This is a genomic window from Arcicella rigui (genome assembly GCF_034929435.1).
GTDB lineage: Bacteria > Bacteroidota > Bacteroidia > Cytophagales > Spirosomataceae > Arcicella > Arcicella rigui.
This window is the reverse complement of the sequence record NZ_JAYFUM010000009.1, coordinates 83407-105966: the sequence shown is the minus strand read 5'-3', so window position 1 is coordinate 105966 and position 22560 is coordinate 83407. Positions and strand designations below refer to the sequence as shown.

General features: G+C 34.4%; 20 protein-coding genes. 7 read left to right on the top strand and 13 right to left on the bottom strand.

The genetic code is table 11. The features are described 5' to 3' along the window. Positions 1–18 precede the first annotated feature (18 nt). Positions 19–993 carry a glycosyl transferase gene (locus tag VB248_RS09250; protein ID WP_323296483.1) on the top strand — a complete coding sequence of 325 codons (975 nt, stop codon included), beginning with the start codon at positions 19–21 and terminating at the stop codon, positions 991–993. On the opposite strand, the gene VB248_RS09245 is transcribed toward VB248_RS09250, so the two are convergent. The 7 genes from VB248_RS09245 to VB248_RS09215 all read right to left on the bottom strand — a co-directional run bounded on the left by VB248_RS09245 (position 990) and on the right by VB248_RS09215 (position 8110). Further along, positions 990–2018 (bottom strand): quinone-dependent dihydroorotate dehydrogenase, encoded by a 1029-nt coding sequence (locus VB248_RS09245; RefSeq protein WP_323296482.1) that lies wholly within the window; start codon positions 2016–2018, stop codon positions 990–992. The genes VB248_RS09250 and VB248_RS09245 overlap by 4 nt on opposite strands. Before the next feature lie 209 nt (positions 2019–2227). Beyond that, the gene (locus tag VB248_RS09240; protein ID WP_323296481.1) at positions 2228–2962 is read right to left on the bottom strand and encodes a LolA-like protein; all 735 of its coding nucleotides are present in this window, start codon (positions 2960–2962) and stop codon (positions 2228–2230) included. Between the two features lie 141 nt (positions 2963–3103). Beyond that, entirely contained in the window at positions 3104–4333 is a 1230-nt protein-coding gene (locus VB248_RS09235; protein WP_323296480.1) for a TCR/Tet family MFS transporter, read from the bottom strand. A 183-nt stretch (positions 4334–4516) separates the two neighbouring features. Further along, positions 4517–5431 carry a sugar phosphate isomerase/epimerase family protein gene (locus tag VB248_RS09230; protein ID WP_323296479.1) on the bottom strand — a complete coding sequence of 305 codons (915 nt, stop codon included), beginning with the start codon at positions 5429–5431 and terminating at the stop codon, positions 4517–4519. 167 nt (positions 5432–5598) lie between these two features. Continuing rightward, complete coding sequence (locus tag VB248_RS09225) at positions 5599–6249, bottom strand: response regulator transcription factor (RefSeq protein ID WP_323296478.1); 651 nt, start codon at positions 6247–6249, stop codon at positions 5599–5601. Between the two features lie 12 nt (positions 6250–6261). After that, the gene (locus VB248_RS09220) at positions 6262–7050 is read right to left on the bottom strand and encodes a sensor histidine kinase (RefSeq protein ID WP_323296477.1); all 789 of its coding nucleotides are present in this window, start codon (positions 7048–7050) and stop codon (positions 6262–6264) included. Between the two features lie 676 nt (positions 7051–7726). Continuing rightward, positions 7727–8110, bottom strand: a complete 384-nt coding sequence (locus VB248_RS09215) for a hypothetical protein (protein WP_323296476.1) — start codon at positions 8108–8110, stop codon at positions 7727–7729. A gap of 322 nt (positions 8111–8432) precedes the next feature. Here VB248_RS09215 and VB248_RS09210 point away from each other — a divergent pair, with 322 nt between their 5' ends. After that, positions 8433–10190: an ABC transporter ATP-binding protein gene (locus tag VB248_RS09210; protein ID WP_323296475.1), complete on the top strand. Its 1758-nt coding sequence runs from the start codon at positions 8433–8435 to the stop codon at positions 10188–10190. A 174-nt stretch (positions 10191–10364) separates the two neighbouring features. Here the strand turns inward: VB248_RS09210 and VB248_RS09205 are convergent, their stop codons facing one another. Continuing rightward, on the bottom strand, positions 10365–11321 hold the full coding sequence (locus VB248_RS09205) for a sulfite exporter TauE/SafE family protein (RefSeq protein ID WP_323296474.1): 957 nt from the start codon (positions 11319–11321) through the stop codon (positions 10365–10367). Positions 11322–11441: 120 nt separating this feature from the next. Between VB248_RS09205 and VB248_RS09200 the strand changes: the two genes are divergently transcribed. Continuing rightward, positions 11442–12305, top strand: coding sequence for a chromate resistance protein ChrB domain-containing protein (locus tag VB248_RS09200; RefSeq protein ID WP_323296473.1), 864 nt, complete (start codon positions 11442–11444; stop codon positions 12303–12305). A gap of 61 nt (positions 12306–12366) precedes the next feature. Next, the gene (locus VB248_RS09195) at positions 12367–12879 is read left to right on the top strand and encodes a hypothetical protein (RefSeq protein WP_323296472.1); all 513 of its coding nucleotides are present in this window, start codon (positions 12367–12369) and stop codon (positions 12877–12879) included. Between the two features lie 99 nt (positions 12880–12978). Here VB248_RS09195 and VB248_RS09190 read toward each other — a convergent pair whose 3' ends face one another. Then, positions 12979–13566: a DUF4202 domain-containing protein gene (locus tag VB248_RS09190; RefSeq protein WP_323296471.1), complete on the bottom strand. Its 588-nt coding sequence runs from the start codon at positions 13564–13566 to the stop codon at positions 12979–12981. 418 nt (positions 13567–13984) lie between these two features. Between VB248_RS09190 and VB248_RS09185 the strand changes: the two genes are divergently transcribed. Together VB248_RS09185 and VB248_RS09180 are read left to right on the top strand one after the other, a co-directional pair. Continuing rightward, complete coding sequence (locus VB248_RS09185) at positions 13985–16183, top strand: PAS domain-containing protein (protein WP_323296470.1); 2199 nt, start codon at positions 13985–13987, stop codon at positions 16181–16183. Beyond that, positions 16180–16578, top strand: a complete 399-nt coding sequence (locus VB248_RS09180) for a response regulator (protein WP_323296469.1) — start codon at positions 16180–16182, stop codon at positions 16576–16578. The genes VB248_RS09185 and VB248_RS09180 overlap by 4 nt, the downstream gene beginning before the upstream one ends. A 68-nt stretch (positions 16579–16646) precedes the next feature. Here VB248_RS09180 and VB248_RS09175 read toward each other — a convergent pair whose 3' ends face one another. Together VB248_RS09175 and VB248_RS09170 are read right to left on the bottom strand one after the other, a co-directional pair. Continuing rightward, positions 16647–16967 carry an MGMT family protein gene (locus VB248_RS09175; RefSeq protein ID WP_323296468.1) on the bottom strand — a complete coding sequence of 107 codons (321 nt, stop codon included), beginning with the start codon at positions 16965–16967 and terminating at the stop codon, positions 16647–16649. 6 nt (positions 16968–16973) lie between these two features. Beyond that, positions 16974–17546, bottom strand: a complete 573-nt coding sequence (locus tag VB248_RS09170; RefSeq protein ID WP_323296467.1) for a DUF3109 family protein — start codon at positions 17544–17546, stop codon at positions 16974–16976. A gap of 362 nt (positions 17547–17908) precedes the next feature. Between VB248_RS09170 and VB248_RS09165 the strand changes: the two genes are divergently transcribed. Beyond that, complete coding sequence (locus VB248_RS09165; RefSeq protein ID WP_323296466.1) at positions 17909–20437, top strand: LysM peptidoglycan-binding domain-containing protein; 2529 nt, start codon at positions 17909–17911, stop codon at positions 20435–20437. Between the two features lie 131 nt (positions 20438–20568). Here VB248_RS09165 and VB248_RS09160 read toward each other — a convergent pair whose 3' ends face one another. Continuing rightward, positions 20569–21216 (bottom strand): O-methyltransferase, encoded by a 648-nt coding sequence (locus VB248_RS09160; RefSeq protein WP_323296465.1) that lies wholly within the window; start codon positions 21214–21216, stop codon positions 20569–20571. 128 nt (positions 21217–21344) lie between these two features. Beyond that, positions 21345–22487: a glycosyltransferase family 4 protein gene (locus VB248_RS09155; protein ID WP_323296464.1), complete on the bottom strand. Its 1143-nt coding sequence runs from the start codon at positions 22485–22487 to the stop codon at positions 21345–21347. Positions 22488–22560: the final 73 nt, after the last annotated feature.

Below are 22560 nucleotides of genomic sequence, written 5' to 3'. Positions count from 1 at the left end.
TTTAAACCTTGAAGCCTGATGAAATTAGTATATACAGTTTGTACCACTAATCATTTATACCAAGCATTGAGTCTTGGCGATTCGCTGAAACAAACAAATCCAGATTATGAATTAGTGATTGGATTGGTTGATAAAAAGCCAAATACCGATTTTGAAATACCTTTTCAAATTGTTGAAGTTGAACAGATACAGCCAGAAAACTTTTCAGCGATGGAAAGCAAGTACTCAGTTACAGAACTGACAATGGCTTGTAAACCTTTATTTGCTCTGTATTTTTTCAATACTTATCCGACTTTAGAAAAGCTCATCTACTTTGATACAGATATTTTGATGCTCAATTCTATTGAAGTGATTGAAAAAAGCTTGGATGAGTACGATATAATGTTCAATCCGCACATTACGAAAGCAATTTCTTTGAATGAAACTTGGAATGAAAAAAATGTTTTGAATGCTGGATTGTATAATACGGGCTTTGTAGGGATGAGGCGTTCGGAGAATACTTTTGAGTTTTTGAATTGGTGGAAAACGCATTTATTCAAGTATGGCTACCATGATTATTGTCAAGGAATGGGTGCAGATCAATTGTGCTTTAACTTTGTTCCAGTATTTTTCAAAAAAGTATTAGTTGATTTAAACCCAGCTCATAATGTAGCTTACTGGAATTTTTTGGAAAGAAGTATTCAATATGAAAATGGGCAATATTTTATTAATGATGACAAAAATAAGCCTCTTACTTTTTATCATTTTAGTGGCTATCATCCCAATAAGCCTAAGTTGATTTCTAAACACTTCCCTAATCCACTAAAAAACACAGTGTTAAAGCAACTTTTTACTGATTATAATACCCTGTTGTTGAAAAACCATTTTTCTTTTTTTAGTAATATTATTCCAGCTTATGGAAAATACACTCCCCCTAAAAAAGAAAAAGGCTTTCTCACTCAACTTATCGATAAAGCTGCTTGGAAAGCCATTAATTTTATTGAAAATTATTAGAATTGACGAGCAATTGCTTTGTTGATTGTACTGGCAAGTGCTGGCCCTTCGTAAATGAAGCCTGTATAAATTTGTACTAAACTTGCCCCTGCATTAAGTTTCTCAAGAGCATCTTCTGCTGAATGAATACCCCCAACGCCAATAATTGGAAAGGAGTTATTAGATTTTTGAGACAAGTATCTGATAACTTCTGTTGAGCGTTTTTCAACGGGTTTACCACTCAAACCACCCATTTCAGAAGTAAGCGTTTGGGCAGATTGCAAACCTTCTCTCGAAATAGTTGTGTTGGTTGCAATTACGCCTGCAATATGTGTATCCTGAACAATTTCAATTATGTCATCCAATTGAGAATCGGTTAAATCTGGAGCAATTTTTAGTAAAATTGGCTTTGTTTTCGGACGCTTTTCGTTTTCTATTTGTAAAGTCTGTAAGAGATTTTTCAAAGGCTCTTTCTCTTGTAAAGCTCTCAAATTAGGCGTATTAGGCGAACTAACATTTACAACAAAGTAATCCACCACTTCAAATAATTCATTGAAACAAATTAAATAATCATCGACGGCATTTTCGTTGGGCGTTACTTTATTTTTTCCGATGTTTCCACCAATCAAAATATCCGATTTTCTTTGCTTTAGTTTTTTTACAGCTTCTTTCACACCTTCGTTATTGAAACCCATGCGATTAATTAAGGCTTGGTCTTCTTTCAAACGAAAAAGGCGAGGTTTGTCATTGCCGGGTTGTCCTTTGGGTGTCAAAGTACCAATTTCGATAAAGCCAAAGCCCATTGTGGAAAGTTCATCTACCAAAACAGCATTTTTATCAAAACCTGCGGCAAGTCCAACTGGATTTTTAAATTTCAATCCAAATACTTCTTTTTCTAAAACAGGATTTTCGTAATGATAGATAGCTTTGAAAATTGTTGAAACAAAAGGAATTTTGAATAAGAATTTTACTAAACTGAAAGTAATGTGGTGGGCTTTTTCAGCATCAAATTGAAACAAGAGAGGCTGGAGGAAAAGTTTGTACATGGATTTTGCTTTACATGAATAAATAAAGGCAAAATTACAAAAAGAGGGGATGAAATACGAATTATGAGATATGAATTATGAGTTATGAATTGTGAAGTAAGGTGCAATGATGTGTCAAGTATCGGGTGTAAAGTATGGTTATGAGTTACTAATTATGAAATATCTCATTTGATTTCATATCTCATAATTAATAACTCATAATTAATAACCTATTTTTTAGCAGGTTTTTTGAAAATTGATTCGTCGATAGTTGGGTTTAATTTTACCGATTCTGTTTCAATGGTCATTGTTCCACCCATTGGGCTTGGCGTTTCCATCGTGAATGGGAAAGTAAGTCCTTCTACTTGCTTGAAGTTTGAATAGGTTACTTCTGCATCAATTTCTTGACCTTGGATTTTACGTTTTCCAGTAGTTTTTAATGTATAATAAGTAATAGCAGAAAGATAAATGTTTGTAACATCACCATTTTTTTCTGTCAATTTCAAATTATAAGCATCCGCACCGTCTAATACTTCTTTACCGATTAGCTCAAGTGTTGCACCTTTTTCTTTGTAGTTGAGCAATGAACCACCCAAATCTACTTGTTTACGAGATTCTTTCACCATGGCAATTGGCATATCCTCTGGCTCGCCAGTTCCGCCCATCATTGCAGGTCTAACAGACCAACCCGTTTCTCCGTCAATAGCATTAATAATTTCTTGTCCCATTACAGAAACATCCGTTCTAAGCGATTTTCCTGCAAGAATCACCGTTTTGCTTTCAATTTCCATTCCTTGAACTGAAAATTTACTTTTCATTTCCAAGCCTTTCAGGGCTTTCCATTTTTCAGCACCTCCCATAGCGGTAACGTGTTTTGCCACAATTTCATCAACAGTTTGGGCGAAAGTAAAAGTAGATGTTGCAACAATAAGTAGTGCCGAGCCGATAATTTTTGAAATTTTCATTGTTATTTGTTGTTATGTGAGTTTTTCAGCTTTAGTTGTGGTAAATAAATTTGTTAATTGAGGAAATTACTACTAAAAATGTTGAACACAAAATATATTCGGGATAATCAGTGAAAACAAAGGATAAATGGAAATGAGTAGTTATGCTGTCTCTGTAATAACTGAATTTTTAGGAAAAGATTTTAATGCAAAAAATAAAGCGATAAAAGTAAGGGTTGCTGCCATCAGAAAAGCAGCTCCTGGGAAGAAAACAGGAGCATCATCTGCTGAAAAATAAGCAAATAAATTTGAAGCTAACAGCGGGCCGATAATCGTTGTAACACTTTGTAAACTGGTTAAGCCTCCTTGGAGTTCACCTTGTTCATTAGCAGGAATTTGCTTTGAAATCATACTTTGTAAAGCTGGTCCTGCAATACCTCCTAAGCCAAACGGAATCATAAAAGCGTACATCATCCAACCTTTGGTAGCGATTGCAAATAGAAAAAAGCCTGCTCCATAAAATAGTAAGCCTACAATGACTGAATTTCGATTCCCTAATTTAGGATTTATAATTCTATTTAAACCTCCTTGTACAATGGCTACAATTAAACCTACAAATGAGAGTGAATGACCAACTTCAGCGGCAGTCCAGTTAAATTCTTTCATGGTGAAATAAGACCAAGTACTTGGATGCGTTTGTCCTGCCAATTGTAAGCAGAAAAAAGCTCCAATTAAACCTAATATTACTGGATAACGTTTCAAATTTTTTAATGAACCAACTGGGTTTGCTCTTTTCCAATCAAAAGACCTTCTATTGGCAATTGTTAAAGATTCAGGTAAAACAAAATAGCCATACAGCCAATTTAACAACGTTAAACCTGCTGCTACAAAAAATGGAACTCTTGCACCAAAATCTCCAAGTTCACCACCTATTACTGGCCCGATAACAAAGCCAACTCCAAAAGCTGCCCCAATCATACCAAAGTTTTTAGAACGATTTTCGTCCGTAGAAATGTCCGCAATATAAGCAGAAGCTGTGGTGAAACTTGCACCTGTAATACCTGCGATGATTCTCCCTGCAAATAGCCAAGCAATTGTTGGGGCAAATCCTAATAAAATATAGTCTAATCCAAAACCAAAAAGAGAAGCTAAAATAATCGGACGACGACCGTACTTATCACTTAGTCCTCCTAAAATTGGCGAGAAAATGAATTGCATAACTGCATAAGCAGACATCATAATTCCCGAATATTGAGAGGCTTCGCTGAGTCCTTTTCCTGTAAGTTCTTGAAGTAATTTAGGCAGTACTGGGATTATAATTCCAATTCCTAAAACATCAATTAAAATTGTAATAAAGATAAATACAATAGCTGGGTTGCGTTTTTCTGACATGAGTAATGAAGTGATTTCAGAGACAGTGATTCTTTAGCAAGTTAGTCATTTTTTATAAATATTAAGGCTTGGAACATTCGGCTATAACAAAACAAAACCTGCTGCTCAAGATAATTATCAAGAACAGCAGGCTAACATTATATTGGTTTTGAAAGATTTGCTATAAAAGGGCAAAATGGGAGACTATAAAAATTTGAAACCGATACTATCTCTTAAAAACGCTTGACTAATTTCTGCGGATTGTAAAGGAGTACGAGTTTTCTCTGGAACGCCATCTAATTCTACAATAGCCCATTTTTTAAAGTTAATCTTTTGCAAATTATCAAAGACGGCTTTTAAATCTACCTTGCCTTGTCCTAATTCCACAAATTTGTAAGCCTTTGGGTCGTTTGGTTTATCTTCCAATGGACATTTTACATCTTTGATATGCAGTGCATGAATGAGGTCTTTGTATTGTAAAACAGCCTTTGCTGGATTTCCACCTCCTTGATGATAGTGAGCCACATCCAAAAGTAACTTCATATATTTAGGGTTCATGGCTTGTACAATTACATCTACTTCTTCGGGTGTTTCGCCTAATTGGTGCATGTGATTGTGATATACCGCTTGTATGCCCAAGTCGGCAGTTTGTTTTCCAATTTCATTCATTACAGTCGCTAAACGCTGTAACTCTTCGGTAGTGGGCAGTCTATCTTTAGGACGAACCGAATTCGTCAATTGAATGGAAGTACCGCCCAAAGCCTTCACAAAACTGGCATGAGCAACGTGATAGTCGATGGTACTGGCTTCTTTTGCAGGGTCTATTTCAACATTACCACTCGAAAACATTGGCAAAGCCAACTTATTGGCGGCAATAATGTCTTTTAATTCTTGTACTTTAGTTTTGTAAGTATCATAAGCATTGGCACGTAATTGTACTCCTTTGAAGCCCAATGACGCAATATCTTTCATCGCATCGAGGTCTTTACCTCCCCAAGTAATGGCAGAGTAGGCTAACTGTAAATTCGGTACTTTGGCGAAACTTTCAAAAGAAAGAAACGAAGTAGAAGCTAATAAACCAGCTTGATAGAGGAAATCACGACGAGATATTTCAGACATTTTCTTAGTTTTTAATGGATAAAGATTGTTTACTTGTTTAAAGTAAAACTGACAGTTAAACTACTGATAAAATTCAAAATAGTCATACCAAATGGCTGTAAACAAAAAAACTGTCAGGATAAAGCCCGACAGTTGGAGAGTTTAGTGAACTAAAATGTAATCAAGTACTATAAAACAACAATTCCTAAGCGAATAGCCTCCACCACAATACCAACACGAGTTTTTACTTTCATTTTACTAAATACTTGCTCTTGATAAGACTCTAAAGTTCTATAAGCACAAGACATCATATCAGCAATTTGCTGGTAACTGAGTTCGGTACAAGCATACTTTACGAATTCTACTTCACGGGGGTTTAATCCTAAATCTTTCATCGGATTTACTACTTTATCAGTCTGAATCAACTTACTAATGAGTTTGTCCGTCACGAATTCAGTATAATAAAAACCTTTGTTGATAATATTATCTAAAGCCATTTTTAGTTCCGAAGGCTTACAACCTTTCAGTAAATATCCTTTTGCTCCATTTCGTAGCATTCCGATAATAGATTCCTCTTTGTCGTATAAAGAGAGAGCCAATACTTTTATTTCTGGATGATTTTTCTTGAGCCACAAAGCTGTTTCATAACCATTCATTTCAGGCATATTGATGTCTAAAAGTACAATGTCAGGAATGGAGTTTTTCTTGATACGCTGAATTAACGTTGTGCCATTTTCGGCTTCAAACATTACTTCATAATTATCCATTTTTTGGATGAGTTCTGCCAGTGCATTAACTATTAAAGCATGGTCATCTACGATTGCAACTTTATATTTCATTAATTTATATGATTATAGGTTTAGTTGAATGTCTGTTTTTGTTCCTTTATTTACTTCCGATATGATGTCACAAGTACCTTCAATCAATTTTATTCTTCTTTGGATATTTCTAAGTCCAGCTCCAGATTGTGAAATATTTCTTTCTTGAATAGCTCCATAGTCAAAACCTTGACCATCGTCTTGAATTGAAAGTGTGAATGCGTTTGGTATATAACTAAGCACTATTTTGATATTTTTTGCTTTTGAATGTTTAATTGTATTATTTAAAATTTCTTGAATTACTCTGAAAAGTACGATTTCTCTTTCGTAACCAATGGTATGTTTTTCGCCAATAATCGTGAGGTCGATAGTAAAGCGTTTGGTTTTTCTAATCCTTGATATTTCGTTTGAAATACTTTCTTCTAAGCCAAATTGCTGAACAAAATCGCCATCAAAACTTTTTGTTAGCGAACGTAAATCGTTGATGGATTGACCTATAATTTCATTTGTTTGTTTGATATAATCATTTTCGTCAGTAACGCTGTCTTCCAGCATATTTAGGTAGATTTTTGCTACCGAAAGCAATTGACCAATGTTATCGTGTAATTCTTGGGCAATTTCTTGTAAAGTTTGGTTTTGTACTTCTAATTGTGATTTCAGAATTTCCCTTTCATAAGCAATTTTCAAGGCTTCTTTTTCTAAACGATGTTTTTCTTGACGTTTCTGAAAAATGAGAACAAAAGAAATGATAAAGACTACCATGATGATAAAAATGGCAATCCCGATTACGAAGGTGAGTAGAATTTCGGTATTATTTCCCATGTTATTTTGAAATGGAGTTTTGTTTTACTAAAAATGCCACTGAAAAAGAGCTGTAAAACAAACAGTTTGAAATAAATCTGAAATAAAAAAAGACTGTGTTGAGTAGAGGGTTTTTAAGGTTTTCGGGTTTAATAAAAAAATTATAAGCTCCTAAAACAAAAATATTAACAACCGCAAAAATCAATAGACCTGAATTAATCCAGAATAAGGGATAGTCTTTCAGCTGTATTTCATTCTCTATTTTTAATAGTTCTCTGAAATAATTTAAAGCTAATACACAAAATAGTAACAGCTCTATTTCCATGAAATATGAATTAAAGGCAGGAAGTGGCTGAATAAACAAACTTAGGACAAGACCCGTAACAAGCATTACAGGAATAACATAGATGAAAATAGGCTTTTTGGTATCTAAAAAGTAAGCCCAAAATACGATAGCACACTGCAAAGGTGAAAAAATATGATATACCAAAAAATTTGATTTTTGTGTAACATACACAATGATATAAGCAGTGACTTCGGCGAATATTGTACACAATAATAGCAACAAGAAAGCCTTGTTGCTATTATTGAGAAATTTAAAATTGACTATTCCAAGAATAGAACTCGTTGCCAGAATAGTAAAATACAAAATACTCCAAGTCATAGATAAGGTTTGTTATGATAAATAATTCATTTGTTACTCTGTCATGCTTTTCCATTCTTTTTCAGTGAACAAATCATCAATACCCGGGCAATGAATAGGGCATGGCAACATTTGGTCTTGAATGGCATTTTGGGCAGTATCTGGTTCGTCGCTGTTCCAAATCATTTTTCCGTGGTCTTCCAACATCAAAATTAATGATATATGCGAACCAGTTTCATCTGCACTAAGTGACGGATAGATACGCAATTTCGTTTCTTTATCGTCAGGATTTTCAACAGAGCTAAGTAATTTTTTTAAATCTTCATAGTTTAGAGCAAAACTTCTTCTAAAAAGGGGCAAAACCTTTGTGTCAGGTTCTTTCAAAGTACTGTAAAGGTCTTTAATCATACTTTTGGCGAGATTCGGCGAGATTTCCATGTTAAACAATGAATTTGAGTTAAACAGATAAGTTGAATTGAATGTTTGAATCTACAATTTTCTATTGATTTTTACAAATTGGAAATCTCGTAAATATCATAAAATCAGCGTTTTGTATGCAATTTTGATGAAAAAACCGTATAAATACCCTATAAAAATGTGGAAAATACGTAATGGCATTTTTAGTGGTTTTTCCGCTATGAGCAAAGTTTAAATACACATTTGTATTGTTACTTATTTCAGTCAACATAAACCATTCACCGAATTCTTATGTTAATTTTGAAGTTAGTATTGAAAACCACCTCAATCTTTCAAACAATTAATGAGAAAAGAAGAAAAAAGCGGACAAATATTTGATATTCAAATCCTAAAAAGAATATATAATTTCCTTTCCCCATATCGCCTACGGTTTTGGTCTTTAGTACTTATCATCATGGTTTCGGCTTGTGTTGTGCCACTCAATCCCTTACTTATTCGTCATACCATTGATAATTATATTGCAGTTGGTAACTATCCAATGCTTGCCAAAATGCTTTTGTTGATGATTGGGATTTTGTTATTACAAGGATTTTTACAATTTATCAGTGCCTATATGGCAGGCTGGCTCGGACAAACCGTTATCCGTGATATTCGGGTAAGTCTTTATCAAAAAATCTTATCACTTCGCTTGAAATTCTTTGATGATACGCCAATTGGTCGTTTGGTTACTCGTACTGTTTCAGATATTGAAACCTTAAATGATGTTTTTTCCGAAGGTTTGGCAGCCATTGCTGGTGATATTTTACAGCTTGTATTGATTACCGCTGTTATGTTTTGGACAGACTGGCGATTGACCTTGATTTGTCTTTGTACTGTTCCTTTTATGGTCGTTTCAACTTATGTTTTCAAAGAATACATCAAGAAAAGCTTTAATGAAGTACGTTTGGCAGTAGCCAATCTCAATTCATTTGTACAGGAACATATCACAGGAATGAATATTGTTCAGATTTTTAATGCAGAAAAATTAGAATACGATAAGTTTTTGAAAATCAACGAAGTACACCGTGATGCACATATTCGTTCTATTTGGGCTTATTCTGTGTATTTTCCAGTGGCAGATGTAATTTTGGCAGCTGGAACAGGTTTAATTGTTTGGTTTGGTTCAAAACAAATTCTTACACATGACATGACTCTGGGGACACTCACAGCATTTATCATGTTTATGAACTTGTTTTTTCGTCCAATTCGCTTTTTAGCAGACCGTTTCAATACGCTTCAAATGGGAATTGTTTCTACCGAAAGAATTATCAAATTATTGGATTCAGACGAATATGCCGTAAACAATGGTACTTATAAAGCTGATAAATTGAAGGGAAATGTAAGCTTTGAAAATGTTTGGTTTGCTTATAATGACGAAGAATATGTATTAAAAAATATTTCTTTTGATGTAAAACAAGGCGAAACCATTGCTTTAGTAGGAGCAACAGGTGCAGGAAAATCTTCGACGATTAATTTGCTCAGTCGTTTTTATGAAATCAATAAAGGAAAAATTTTTATTGATGGAGTTGATTTACAAGATTATGAATTGAACAGTCTGAGAAGTAAAATTGGTGTGGTTTTGCAAGATGTGTTTTTGTTTTCTGATACCATTGAGAACAATATTACTTTGGGGGATAAAAGTATTAGCCGAGAAAAAATTATTGAAGCCGCCAAATTGGTAGGAGCAAATGATTTTATCGAACGTTTGCCAGATGGCTACGATTACAACGTAATGGAAAGAGGAGCGACACTTTCAGTTGGGCAACGACAATTAATTTCGTTTGTCAGAGCCTTGGTTCACGACCCGAAAGTAATTGTGTTGGATGAAGCTACTTCGTCTGTCGATACAGAAACAGAAGAGATGATTCAGAATGCGATTGCTAAATTGATGAAAGGAAGAACAGCTATCGTAATTGCTCACAGACTTTCTACTATCCAGAATGCACACAAAATTTTGGTATTAGACAAAGGCGAAATCAAAGAAGTAGGCACACACGATGAGCTTTTGGAAAAAGACGGTTGGTATGCAAGTTTGCATAAAATGCAATTTGTAACGGCGTAGATTAGCTTTAAGCTTTCAGCTATGAGCAGTGAGTTTTTAAATTGAATTGATATAAAATTATCTTGGTAAAACAATAGGGCTGGAAATAATTCCAGCCCTATTGTTTTTAATATTGATATCTAAAGATTTATTATGCAAAAATCTGAAAACCTCATTCCAAAATCTTTAATAAAATTATCCTAAAATCTTCTTCAAACTTGCCAAGATTACTACAATACCAACCATAATCATCAAAGCTTTTACTGGCAATTTACTTGACAAACGTGCGGCGATGGGTGCAGCCACAATTCCACCAAGAATTAAGCCCAAAATTACTTGCCACTGTGAGAAGCCGATGACAAAAATGAAAGTTAAAGATGAAGAAAGTGAGATAAAGAATTCAGCCAAGTTTACTGAACCAATCGTGTATTTTGGATGACGACCCGAAGCTATCAAAGTAGAAGAAACGATTGGTCCCCAACCGCCACCGCCGATTGAATCCATCATTCCGCCAAACCAAGCTAATGGCCCAATCATTTTAACATTTTTCTTTTGTTGACGCTTTACCAAAGCTTTCTGAATAATTACAACACCAAGAATTAAAGTATAAACTGAAACCGCTGGTTTTACGTAGTGCATATAGCTTTCGGCTAATGTAGAAAGAGCATAAGCTCCTAAAACTGCTCCGATTACACCCGGAATAAGTACTGCTTTGAATAATTTAGAGTTTACGTTGCCAAATTTCAAGTGCATATAACCTGATACGCCGCTGGTAAAAATCTCTGAAGCGTGAACACTCATGGAAATAACCGCTGGCGAAACTCCAACATTGGCAAGGAAAGTTGAAGCCGTTACTCCGTAAGCCATACCTAATGCTCCATCAATCATTTGAGCGATAAATCCACCCAAAATATAGTATAGAATATCAGAATTGATTTCTTGTAAACCTGTTGTAATGTTTTGGATAGTGAGATACGTAAAAACAAAATATCCAACAATCATCAAAGCCAAAGCATTAAAGAAATGGATGGCTACTTCATAAGCATTGCGTTCTCGTTTCCAAATTTTAATAATTGCTTCTTCGAATGGATTTTTAGAAGACTTTTTTTTCTCAACAACTGGTTTAAGATTAGTCGGTGATTCGATTTCCATAAATTTTTAATTCATTGTTTTCCTACAAAGTTAATAGGCTTTAATTAATCTACAATACAAGTAGAGTTATTATTTTGTAAATTTGACGTAATTAGAAATCTTCAATACAAAAAATTAAATATGAAGTGGATTACTCGTGAAAAACCTAAGATTGATAGAATAGCTTGCCCTTGGCTGATTAAGCATTTTATAGATAAAGATGCTGAGTTTATTTTTGTGCCTTTTGATGAAGTAATCTCGCAAGCTGAACTACAAAATGCCATCCCTTTTGATGTTCCCAATGTTGAATTATCACATAGGTTGGGTTTATGTACTTTTGATTGTTTGATTGAAAAGTACAAAATTGAAGATGAGGCTATTCATAAAATGGCGGAAATTGTTCGTGGTGCAGATACTGACAGACATGATATTGCTCCACAGTCGGCTGGTTTGTGGGCAATTGCTTCTGGAATGGCTTACAATATCACGGATGATTATGAATTATTGAAACAAGGAATGATTATTTACGATGGTTTGTACAGTTGGGCAAAGTACTTACAAGAGGTAAAGCATTTTCAGAATCCATTTGAAAACTTACTGGTAGATGTTTTTCAGAAAGTTTTTCAGCCCTCTACCAAAAATAATCGTAAAATACCTTCTTGGGCAAAAGAATTAAAAGACATTATTCAAGACCAAATTGATACAAACCTTACTTTGAGTTTAAAGGAAATCTCGAAAGAATTAGACGTAAATCCAGCTTATCTGTCCAGAGAGTTTTCAAAATACTTTGAAAATCTATCTTTTGGCGAATATATCCGAAAACTGCGTATTGAAAAAGCCATTGATTTATTGAGTAACAGTAATCACTCGCTTACCGAAATTGCATATCTCACAGGCTTTTCAGACCAAAGCCATTTTACAAGAATTTTCAAACAACATACTGGACAAAATCCATCAGTATTCAAAAAAAATATCATCAAAAGTAAATCTGATACAAAAAGTTAATTCTATTCTATTTTGCGGAAGATTAATCTTGAATTTTTGTTGAGAACAATTCTTAACAAAAATGAAAAAACACATTACAATACTTAGTTTTTTAGTACTTACTTCTTTTAATGCTTTTTCTCAACAAACTTCACCCGAAAACTCCTATCCCAAAGTAGCAGGTTATATGGGGATTTTACATCCGATTAATACTTGGTCGGATGGTACAAGTACAGGGAATTTTGGCTCAGTTTACACTATTGGTTTTCCGACTGGAATAAATATTCTGAAAAGTGATAAAATTGGCTTTAGCTTTGAATTTGTGCCGACCATTCGCTCTGAAAATGGCGTAAGTAAAATGAACAATTTCCTATTTCATCCGGGGGTAATGTTTCGTTTCAAACATGGACTTACTTTGGTGACACGAGCGGCTTTTGAGACAAGCGGAAGATATGGCTTTACGCCAGTACTGAACAAAGTAGTAAAGAAAAATAAGCATTCTAACTATTTTATTGCCGTTCCTTTACCTGTTCGTTTTGGAAATGATAGACCTACTTCTTACACACTTGGGTTTCAATTTGGAGTAGGTTTTTAAGTTATGAATGATGAGTTTTGAGTGGTGGATGACATTATTTTATAGAAGCTTCTCGTAGATATTTGTGAGCAAAAAGAATTCCTTTTCGCTCACAAATCTTTAAGCCAATAATTTTAAAGCTTCTTGAATATAAGCTAAACCTTCTGGTGAGTAACTGAGTTGCAAAGCAAACTGATGTCCGTGAGCATCCATTTTCAATAAAGATTTTTTTAGGATATTGATTACTTTTTCGGCTGAATGCTTTGGATGAAAAGCTTCGTATTGGAATTGTAAAAAAACTAAACACAAAGCGTTTTCCATTGTTTGTACTTCGTGGTCGGCTTTGATTTTCTGTTTCAAAATAATACGTTCAACATCGGCAATAGCTTCTTTTTCATAGCCAATTTCGCTAAGTATTTCATTGGCTTTTTTAGCATGAAAAAGTGATAAATCTTTTCTCCAAGTCAAGTAGCCAACTCTGCCTTCTGGATAGGTTTCTCTGGCAATTTCCCAACGACCAATGTGTTGACTTCTGGAAGCGAGCAATAAAGCTTCGCTTGCTGAGGGTTCGAGTTTTAAAACCCATTCATACAACTGAATAGCAAAGAAGTATTCCTGTGGGTAATCTTTTCCTGCCCAGTGAAAAACATTCGGGTCGTTTTGGTTATAAGTATCAAATCGTTGAAAAGCTAAATCTAATGGGGTCATTTTTGTATTTTTTACAGATTTACTTCGATAGAAGTTCAGAAATGAGAATAATGTTGTTTGATAGTAATATCTTTGTCGTACACTTTTTGTATGATTAAAAATAGTTCTAACACAATATACAAAAATACGTTAAAGTACTAAAGCCTGTTTGATTTTTTTGACATGAGGTTATCAACCGAAAGAATTGGAGTAATCCTACAATGTCTATGTACTAAATCAGAACGGATAATATTTAGTAATTAATTACTTTGAAAATTAAATTAATATTGTGTATTTTGAAGTAAATCCAGTTTGATTCCGCCGAAATAAGCTGAATAATCGTAGGTTTTATCAATTAATTGGTAAAATTTTACTCAAAATGCCAATTGTTCACGCCTTCATAAAAAGTCAGCATATTTAATAATATAGTCAATCAGATATGAATAATTTCACTCCGCCAGATGAATTTATTAACTATTATTCTCTTGATACCATTCAAGAGAACGATTTTGACTTTATTCTTGATTTTGCAGATAATCTTTATGAAGCCTCAGTCGTTTGTATTTCTTTTTTCGATTACAAGCGTTTTTGGTATAAATCTCAGGAAATCCATTTAGCTCAAACACATACTCCTTCTCTGAACTTTCCTACTGATACAATTTCTTCAACTGATCATCAGATTTTTACTTTTAATACCACCAATCACCCATTTTTTACTGATTTAGCAATTCGTTCTGTAACGGCTATTCCACTTTATTTACATTCAGGTAAGAAAGTAGGTTTTTTATCTTTATGGTTCAAGGAATCTTACGAACTAAGTGCCAAAGAAAGTAAAATGCTTGGCGTACTTGCTGAAAAGACAATTCATTTGGTTGAACAAAAAAAACAAAATCGGAGTGAATTAAAATTTGGCAAAAAGCAAATACAAGTGCTGTTGGACTCTACAAGTAGTTTTATTTGGGGTATCGACAGAGACTTAAAGCTGATTTCGGCTAATAAAAATTATATCAATACGATTCAGAAATATACTGGAAAAACGGTAAAAATAGGAGATGCTTTTTTTGAGGAGATTTTTTTCTCCCCTGATTTAGTGACTTTTTTTGAAGAACAATGTGAAAGAGCTTTTTTAGGTGAAAGTTTTACGGAAGATGCTGTCGTTCCTGCAACACAATGGTTTAAAAAGCAATGGTTTGAAGTTTCTTTTTATCCAATTTTTCAAGCTGGTGAAGTAATAAATGTGTTAATTAATGCCAGAAATATTACTAAACGTAAGAAAAGTAAAGAGCAGTACGAATTGTTGTTTCTTTCAAATCCGCAACCCATGTGGGTTTATGAGAAAGCAACTTTTAAGTTTCTTGAAGTAAATCAAGCGGCTATTCAGCATTATGGTTATTCTAAAGAAGAGTTTTTGAAATTATCTTTGTACGATATTATTCATGCCGAAGATGTGGCTCAAATGGTTGAGCAAAGTGAAGTAAACGACCTTTTACAAACCAACGACCTTGAATGGCGACATTATAAAAAAAATGGTGAAATTATTTGGGTTCAGCTCGCTTCGCATGAAATAGAGTATCAAAATAAAAAAGCAAGTCACGTACTGATTAATGATATTACAGAGCAAAAACGACATTTGACTTTGCTGGAAGAAGAAAGAGCCAATACGATTGCCTTAATCAATAGTACTGACGATTTAGTTTGGAGTATCGACCAAGATGCCAGATTGGTAATTGCCAACGAAGCCTACTTCAATTATGTAAAAACGGTTACGGGTTACAGCATCAAGCCGGGAGATTCTGATTATGTAGAGAGTTTCCCTGCCGAATTAAATGCAAATCGGAAAAAACTGAATGATAGAGCTTTGGCTGGCGAAACCTTTGCGATTGAAATTCACTTTCCTGAAGTGGGTAAACATTGGGGAACTTGGAGTGAAACAAGATTTAACCCAATCAAGGAAGGCGATAAAGTACGTGGTGCGGCGATGTTTGCCCGAAACATCACTTCCCGTAAAGAAATTGAATTAGCACTTGAGACTAACCAAAGAATTTTGTTAGAAACCAGCGAAGTAGCTCGTGTGGGAGGTTGGGAAATAGATTTGGTTAATCAAAAGATTTCTTGGTCTAAAATCACCAAAGAAATCCATGAAACAGCACTTGATTTTGAGCCAAATTTCGAGGATTTGATTAATTTTCATAGGCTTGGGCATAATCAAGAACGAATCAAAAGAATTTTTAGAGAAGTAGTAGCTACTGCACGAGATTTTGATTTTGAAACTCAAATTTTAACCGCAAAAGGCAAAGAACGCTGGGTGAGAGTGAAGGGAGGAGTAAAAACAATAGAAGGCAAAGCCGTCAGAATGTTTGGAATGGTTCAAGACATCAACGACCAAAAGAAGCACCTCGAAGAAATAGAAATGCAAAACAAACAGCTAAGAGAAATCGCTTGGATGCAGTCGCACGTAGTGAGAGCTCCAGTAGCAAGGATTATGGGAATTGTAAGTCTATTTCAGGATTTTGACGATTTAGAGATTTCTACAAACGAACTTTTTAACAATATTTCCGACTCTGCCTATGAAATAGATGACATCATCAGGAAAATCAATAATACTATTCAAACTAATCACAAGCAAGTTGTACAATGAAACTTAATTTATTAATTGTTGATGACGATAAAATGGTGCAAACAATGCACACGATTATTGTTAAAAGAAGTGGGTTTTCTGAAAAGCCTTTCAATTTTGTTAATGGGAAAGAAGCCTTGGATTTTATCGTCAGCAATGGAAAAGAAGAAAAGTATTTAATATTATTAGATATTAATATGCCAGTAATGAATGGTTGGGAATTACTGGATGCTTTTTCAGAATTTGGGGTTGAAAATGAAATTTTTGTCGTAATGGTTAGCTCATCAATCGACCAGCACGACCTCGACAAAGCCAGTACTTATTCAAAAGTAATTTCTTATGTTTCAAAACCCATGACGAAAGATATTCTTGATGGACTCAGAAATCACGATAAACTCAGGACGTATTTTTTTTAGCATAAGTATTCCGAATTTTATTCACAAAAAAAACTCTGCTCTTCAATCAAGAAAAGCAGAGTTTTTGTTTATAAAAGTTCCTTACTTGGTATCCAAAGATGTGCTTTGAAATTTTGTATTTTGTTGTTTTCTACTACAATTCCTTCTTGTTCAAGGAGTTCTTGCATTAGGTTTCCTCCAAAAAAAGCTTTACCAGAAAGCAAACCATTTCTATTTACAACCCGATGTGCAGGAATCGACGAATCTCCGTGTGAAGCACACATTGCCCAGCCCACCATTCTTGCGGCTCGTTTATTACCCAAGTAAGCGGCAATTTCACCATAAGTACTCACTTTTCCATAAGGAATCAAACGAACTACCTCGTAAATATCTTCAAAAGCATTTTTCATGTTAGCCTAAAGATTTCCTCTGTCACGAACTTCATCTAAAAGTTCTTGATACCAAGCTTCACCGTATTTTCTAATCAACGGCTCTTTCAAAAATTTATAAAGCTCAACGCCCAAATGTTCGCCATGTGAACAAGCATCTGAACAAATATGCCAACGGTCGTAGTTGAGGGCTTCGTAATGTTCGTACTTGGTAATTCTGATGGGATAAAGATGACATGAAATAGGTTTACGCCATGAAATTTTACCATCAAAATAGGCTTGTTCGATACCACATTTCAAAATGTTTTTTTCATCATAAATGGCATAAGCACATTCTCTGCCTTTGATTACAGGCGTAGAGTAGTCACCTTCCCAATCTTTTACGTATTTTCCTTCTTCTTCGATGGCTTTGATACCAATTTCTGAAAGATAAGGTTTTACTTCTTGATAGATTTCTTCCATAATCGGAAGTTCGTCCTCATTGAGCGGTGCGCCTAAATCTCCTTCTACACAACAAGCTCCCTTGCACTTGATAAGGTCGCAAACAAAAAATTTTTCAATAATATCATCACTAATGACGGTGTCCTCTATCAATATCATTTATCAATGGATTTTTTATGATTTAACTTCTTTTGCAAAATTAATGTAATTTTAGAAGCAAAATATATTAAAACTTATACTTAAAGCAAAGACTTTGCCATAAATTGATATTTTTTAGGCTTTTTCAAAGTTTTTTTTAAAAAATCTTGTAACTTGAATTGTCAAATAATTAATTTCATACGTCATATTTGACCACTTATTTTGCACAAAAGTATCGTCCTTTTTTTTCTTCATGAAAATTGCGGATTCGTCTATTGAACCAAAACTAAGCACAATTTTAGCGCTTTGATAGCCAAAACAAATAACCATTAAATTTTTGAAAGTATTGATTCAATGACTTGAATCAAAGAATTACAATATTTATGTATAAACGCTTTTTTGTACTCGTATTATTTGCATTTTATTTTACCTCGCTCAAGGCTCAGGAGTTACCTGCGAGTCTGAGAGTGGGTTCAGTAAATGTTAAGTATGATGCCAGTGCCAGAGCGGTGATAGAAAAAGAGATTCAGAGTTTAAACAACAACCGCAAATATTTAGATGCACTTGTTGGAAAAATGGTTTTACACTTCCCTGCTATTGAAAGAATTTTGGCAGATGCAGGTATTCCTGATGAAATCAAGTACTTATGTGCCCAAGAAAGTGCTTTCGACCCTGATGCTCTTTCAACTTCGGGAGCAGTGGGTTTTTGGCAATTCAAAGCAAAAACCGCCAAAGAAGTTGGTCTGCGAGTAGATGGCACAATCGACGAACGTAAACATCTCGCTGCTTCAACAAGAGCTGCCGCCAGTTATTTGAATAAAAGTAATCAGTCATTAAAAAACTGGATGAGTACTTTACTTTCTTATCGTTTAGGGGTTGTCGGTGCTAAAAGTCATCCCGTCTTAGAATGGAAAAATAAAAAAGAAATTACCGTAACCAGTGATACCGATTGGTATTTATTACGTTTTTTGGCCTATCGTTTTGTATTGGATATTGAATATAAAAAAGTAAAACAGAATCCTTACAACGATATTCTGTATGAACATTACAAAACAAAAGGAAAAAGTTTATTTGATATTGCCAGTGAAATTGGCGTATCAACTGCTGAAATTTCATATAATAATCGTTGGTTAAAATCAAATTCTGCTCCTTTAGAAAAAGATTATGTGGTGTATATGCCCATGAACCCACAGCAGTTTCGTGAAGTTAAATCTAAGGCTTTAGTTCCTAAAGTAGAAGACACCCGTCGCATTCAAACACAAGATTTAGGCTTTCCAATACTTGTTCGAACTACAAAAAAAGTATCATCAAAATCAGACCCCATTTTTTACGAAATCAATGGCAAGAATGGAATTTTAGCCGTTGAAGGAGATACCCCCGAAAGTATTTCCCGTCGTGGAGATATTTCTGTATCAAAATTTTTAAGGTTTAATGATTTAGACCCTAATAGCCGTATCATTCCAAACGAAGTATATTATCTGAAAAAGAAAGAAAATAAAGGAATGGTGGCTTTCCATACAGTTCAGGGAAATGAAACACTTTGGGAGATTTCGCAGATGTATGGTATTCAATTAGAGGCACTTTTATACAAAAACAGAATTTCACAAATTCAACGTTTGCAAAAAGGAAGATTACTTTGGTTGATGGAAGTACGTCCTGATACTCCAGTTGAAGTAGTTCAGTCGCCAGCCGAAGTAGCCAAAATAGAACAAGCAAAAAGAGAAACAGCTAAAAATGTAATTATTGACGCTCCTACAAGAAAGCCTGTTGAACCTGTTTCAACAAGAAGACAACCAGAACAAAGACCAGAAGTAACGATTCTGGACAAAGAGAAGGAAAAAGAGAAAGAAGTACAAACCAATAGCAATGTAAGCTCAAGAGTAGAAATAACTACCAAAGAACCTACTAAAGAAACGCCACCACCAGCCGTTGCAAGCAATGATAAAGTAAAAGTTACGCAGGCTGAACAAATTGAGAATACTCCATCAAACAATGAAGAGCCTCCTGTGCCAACAGTTTCTACCAAAGAATTAAGAACTCACACAGTGGGCGAGCGAGAAACCTACTTTGGCATTTCGCAAAAGTATAATATGAAAGTAGCTGAGTTATTTAGTTTAAACGGAATTAAACCCGGCAACAAACTAAAACCTGGTCAAGTATTGCAGGTGTATAAATTAGTTACCATTGCGAGCGAACCTAAAAATAGTAACAAAACAAAAGGAAGAGTTCCAGAGAAAATGCCTGAACAAGCTAAAGTAGAAACCACTACGAAGATGGCTGGGGCTGAAAAAACAGTTGATGAAAATGAGGACAAAGCAAAAGTAACCACTAAAGTTGCTACTGAAACGGCCAAGAATAAAGCAAATACTTCGATTTCGGGAGAGCAGAAGCAAGAGTCGGATAATACCGATAGATTCAAAGTTGTTACCAAAGAAGAAACTGAAACTACAAAGATTGAAAGTTCTGTTAAAAACAATAATTCACCTGCAACACATACCGTAAAAGCAGGCGAAACACTTTATAGCATTGCCAGAAAAAGAGGAGTATCTGTGGCTTTATTGATTAGTTTGAACAATATCAAAAACAATAGAGTAGAAATTGGTCAAGTGTTGAATCTTCAAAGAGCTTTAACCATTGTAGAAAATCCAACGACTAACAGTACGACTCCCATTACAGCAAATGATACACCTGCTGTAAAACAAAATGAGGCTACAAAACAAAATGTTTCTGTAAAGCAAAATGATTCTGTAAAAATTGAAACGCCAAAATATGTATATCACACGATGAAAGTAGGAGAGACTGTTTTTAGAGTTTCGCAAAAATATGGCGTGAGTGTCGAGCAGCTTGCAAAATGGAATAACCTGAAAAATTTTTCAGTAAGTGTCGGGCAGAAATTGATTGTGAAAAAATAGTGAAATAGTTATGATGTATGAATTATGAGATATTAATAATGATTATAAATACGTCAGTTATCCTATTATTTTAGGCAGTGGTACATGCTATTTAAAATTTCATAATTCATACATCATAACTCATATCTACCCTAAATCTTCCTACTAATCATCAAACCATCTCTTAGAGGCATTAAAATATTTTCGGTTCTTGGGTCGTCGTGGCACATTTTGTTGAAATTCAAAAGATTTTGAGTGTCTTTATCTATTTTCTTTCCAACTTCAATATTGGCTACTTTTCCACTCCAAAGTACATTGTCAGAAATAATATAACCGCCTTTTCGTACTTTATCAAATACTAAATCATAGTATTTTTGATAATTCATTTTATCAGCATCAATAAAAACAAGGTCGAATACTTCTTCCAAATTTGGAATAATCAATGCCGCATCGCCAATTCGGTAGTCAATTTTGCTCGCAAATTCCGATTCGTTGAAGAATTGTCTGGTAAAACCTTCCAATTCTTCGTTAATATCAATCGTGATAATTTTTCCATTTTCAGCTAAACCTTCTGCCAAACACAAGGCTGAGTAGCCCGTATAAGTACCAATTTCCAAGATATTTGTAGGACGCATCATCTGTGAAAACATTGCTAATACTCGTCCTTGCAAATGTCCAGAAAGCATTCTTGATTGAAGTATTTTGGCATGGGTTTCTCTGTTGAGGCGTGCCAAAACAGCACTTTCAGGTGAAGTATGTTGTTCGGAATAATCGTTAATATTTTGTGGTAAAAAATCCATTCTGATTCAATTTTGATAAATTTTACTTGAAAATGAAAGTCATAAATCTAAGCGATGAACACAATTTGAGTAATATTGTATGTGATGTAAATGTTTGATTATTATATACATGAACTGCTAATCGCCGATTACTTTTCACTAATTACTACTTGTGCAAGCTCTTTGTAAATAGCTTGTAGCTGTTGAGCAATATTTTTAGACGAAAACTGTTCAATATGTTTTTGTCCTTCAATAACCATTCGCTTTTGTAAGTTTTTATTGGAAAGTACTTGTAATATTTTACTGGATAAATCATTTACATCTTCTGGATTGGCGTACAAAGCTCCGTTACCGCCAGCTTCTTCTAAACAAGAACCTGTTGCCGCTATTACAGGCACTCCCGAATGAAGTGCTTCAACAATCGGAATGCCGAAACCCTCAAAAAATGATGGATAAACAAACAAATTTGCTCCCTGATAAAGAGCAGGTAAATCTGAAAAAGGTACTTTGTTGAAGATTTTTACATTAGATAGTTTATGCTCCTGAATGTAATCTTCGAGGCGAGTTTGATAGGCACTTTTTCCACCAACCAGTACCAATTCGTAGTCGCTAAGATGCAGTTTATGGAAAGCCTTTAAAAGTAATAACTGATTTTTTCGCTCAGTAAAAGTGGCAATACAAAGAATGTATTTTTTCTGAATTTCATATTTTTTCAACACTGCTGAAATACTGTCGCTTTCGAGTAGATGATGAAAAGATTCATCACAATCTTGATACACCACAGCGATTTTATCGGCATCAATTTTATAATAGTCAATAATATCACGTTTGGTTTGTTCGCTGATGGCAATTACTTTATCGGCTTGTTTGCAGGCTTTTCTGAATTTAATTTGATAAATCAGCCTATCAAATGGTGGGTATAATTTTGGATAACGTTCAAAAATTAAGTCGTGGATCGTGACAACGGTTTTTACTTTTTTGTTTTTGAGACCGAAAGGAATTTCGTTACTCAAACCATGAAAAACTTGAATGCCATACTTTTTAAAATCATTTTTGATAAGATAACTTCGCCAAAGAGCTTTGAATTTTTTGATACTTGGCAAGCAAATTCTGAGGTTTTGATGTTTTTCAGCCCAAGTATTTCCTTGTTGACTACTTTTATTCTGAGGAGTAAAAGCAAAATATTCGTTTTCGGGTGCAAATTTCAATAAGGCATCAATGATGAATCGACTATAATTTCCTAAGCCTGTATAATTATTAAAAGCCCTCTTGGCATCAAAACCGATTTTCATGGGTGTGTTGTGAATGAGTGAATTGTAAGTTTTGAATTAGTGAATTGCGAGTTAGTGAATTAGCGATTTTTTT

Bases quoted from the DNA above. Each gene is read 5' to 3' on its own strand.
- VB248_RS09250 (WP_323296483.1), top strand. From the start codon at position 19: ATGAAATTAGTATATACAGTTTGTACCACTAATCATTTATACCAAGCA.
- VB248_RS09245 (WP_323296482.1), bottom strand. From the start codon at position 2,018: ATGTACAAACTTTTCCTCCAGCCTCTCTTGTTTCAATTTGATGCTGAA.
- VB248_RS09240 (WP_323296481.1), bottom strand. From the start codon at position 2,962: ATGAAAATTTCAAAAATTATCGGCTCGGCACTACTTATTGTTGCAACA.
- VB248_RS09235 (WP_323296480.1), bottom strand. From the start codon at position 4,333: ATGTCAGAAAAACGCAACCCAGCTATTGTATTTATCTTTATTACAATT.
- VB248_RS09230 (WP_323296479.1), bottom strand. From the start codon at position 5,431: ATGTCTGAAATATCTCGTCGTGATTTCCTCTATCAAGCTGGTTTATTA.
- VB248_RS09225 (WP_323296478.1), bottom strand. From the start codon at position 6,249: ATGAAATATAAAGTTGCAATCGTAGATGACCATGCTTTAATAGTTAAT.
- VB248_RS09220 (WP_323296477.1), bottom strand. From the start codon at position 7,050: ATGGGAAATAATACCGAAATTCTACTCACCTTCGTAATCGGGATTGCC.
- VB248_RS09215 (WP_323296476.1), bottom strand. From the start codon at position 8,110: ATGGAAATCTCGCCGAATCTCGCCAAAAGTATGATTAAAGACCTTTAC.
- VB248_RS09210 (WP_323296475.1), top strand. From the start codon at position 8,433: ATGAGAAAAGAAGAAAAAAGCGGACAAATATTTGATATTCAAATCCTA.
- VB248_RS09205 (WP_323296474.1), bottom strand. From the start codon at position 11,321: ATGGAAATCGAATCACCGACTAATCTTAAACCAGTTGTTGAGAAAAAA.
- VB248_RS09200 (WP_323296473.1), top strand. From the start codon at position 11,442: ATGAAGTGGATTACTCGTGAAAAACCTAAGATTGATAGAATAGCTTGC.
- VB248_RS09195 (WP_323296472.1), top strand. From the start codon at position 12,367: ATGAAAAAACACATTACAATACTTAGTTTTTTAGTACTTACTTCTTTT.
- VB248_RS09190 (WP_323296471.1), bottom strand. From the start codon at position 13,566: ATGACCCCATTAGATTTAGCTTTTCAACGATTTGATACTTATAACCAA.
- VB248_RS09185 (WP_323296470.1), top strand. From the start codon at position 13,985: ATGAATAATTTCACTCCGCCAGATGAATTTATTAACTATTATTCTCTT.
- VB248_RS09180 (WP_323296469.1), top strand. From the start codon at position 16,180: ATGAAACTTAATTTATTAATTGTTGATGACGATAAAATGGTGCAAACA.
- VB248_RS09175 (WP_323296468.1), bottom strand. From the start codon at position 16,967: ATGAAAAATGCTTTTGAAGATATTTACGAGGTAGTTCGTTTGATTCCT.
- VB248_RS09170 (WP_323296467.1), bottom strand. From the start codon at position 17,546: ATGATATTGATAGAGGACACCGTCATTAGTGATGATATTATTGAAAAA.
- VB248_RS09165 (WP_323296466.1), top strand. From the start codon at position 17,909: ATGTATAAACGCTTTTTTGTACTCGTATTATTTGCATTTTATTTTACC.
- VB248_RS09160 (WP_323296465.1), bottom strand. From the start codon at position 21,216: ATGGATTTTTTACCACAAAATATTAACGATTATTCCGAACAACATACT.
- VB248_RS09155 (WP_323296464.1), bottom strand. From the start codon at position 22,487: ATGAAAATCGGTTTTGATGCCAAGAGGGCTTTTAATAATTATACAGGC.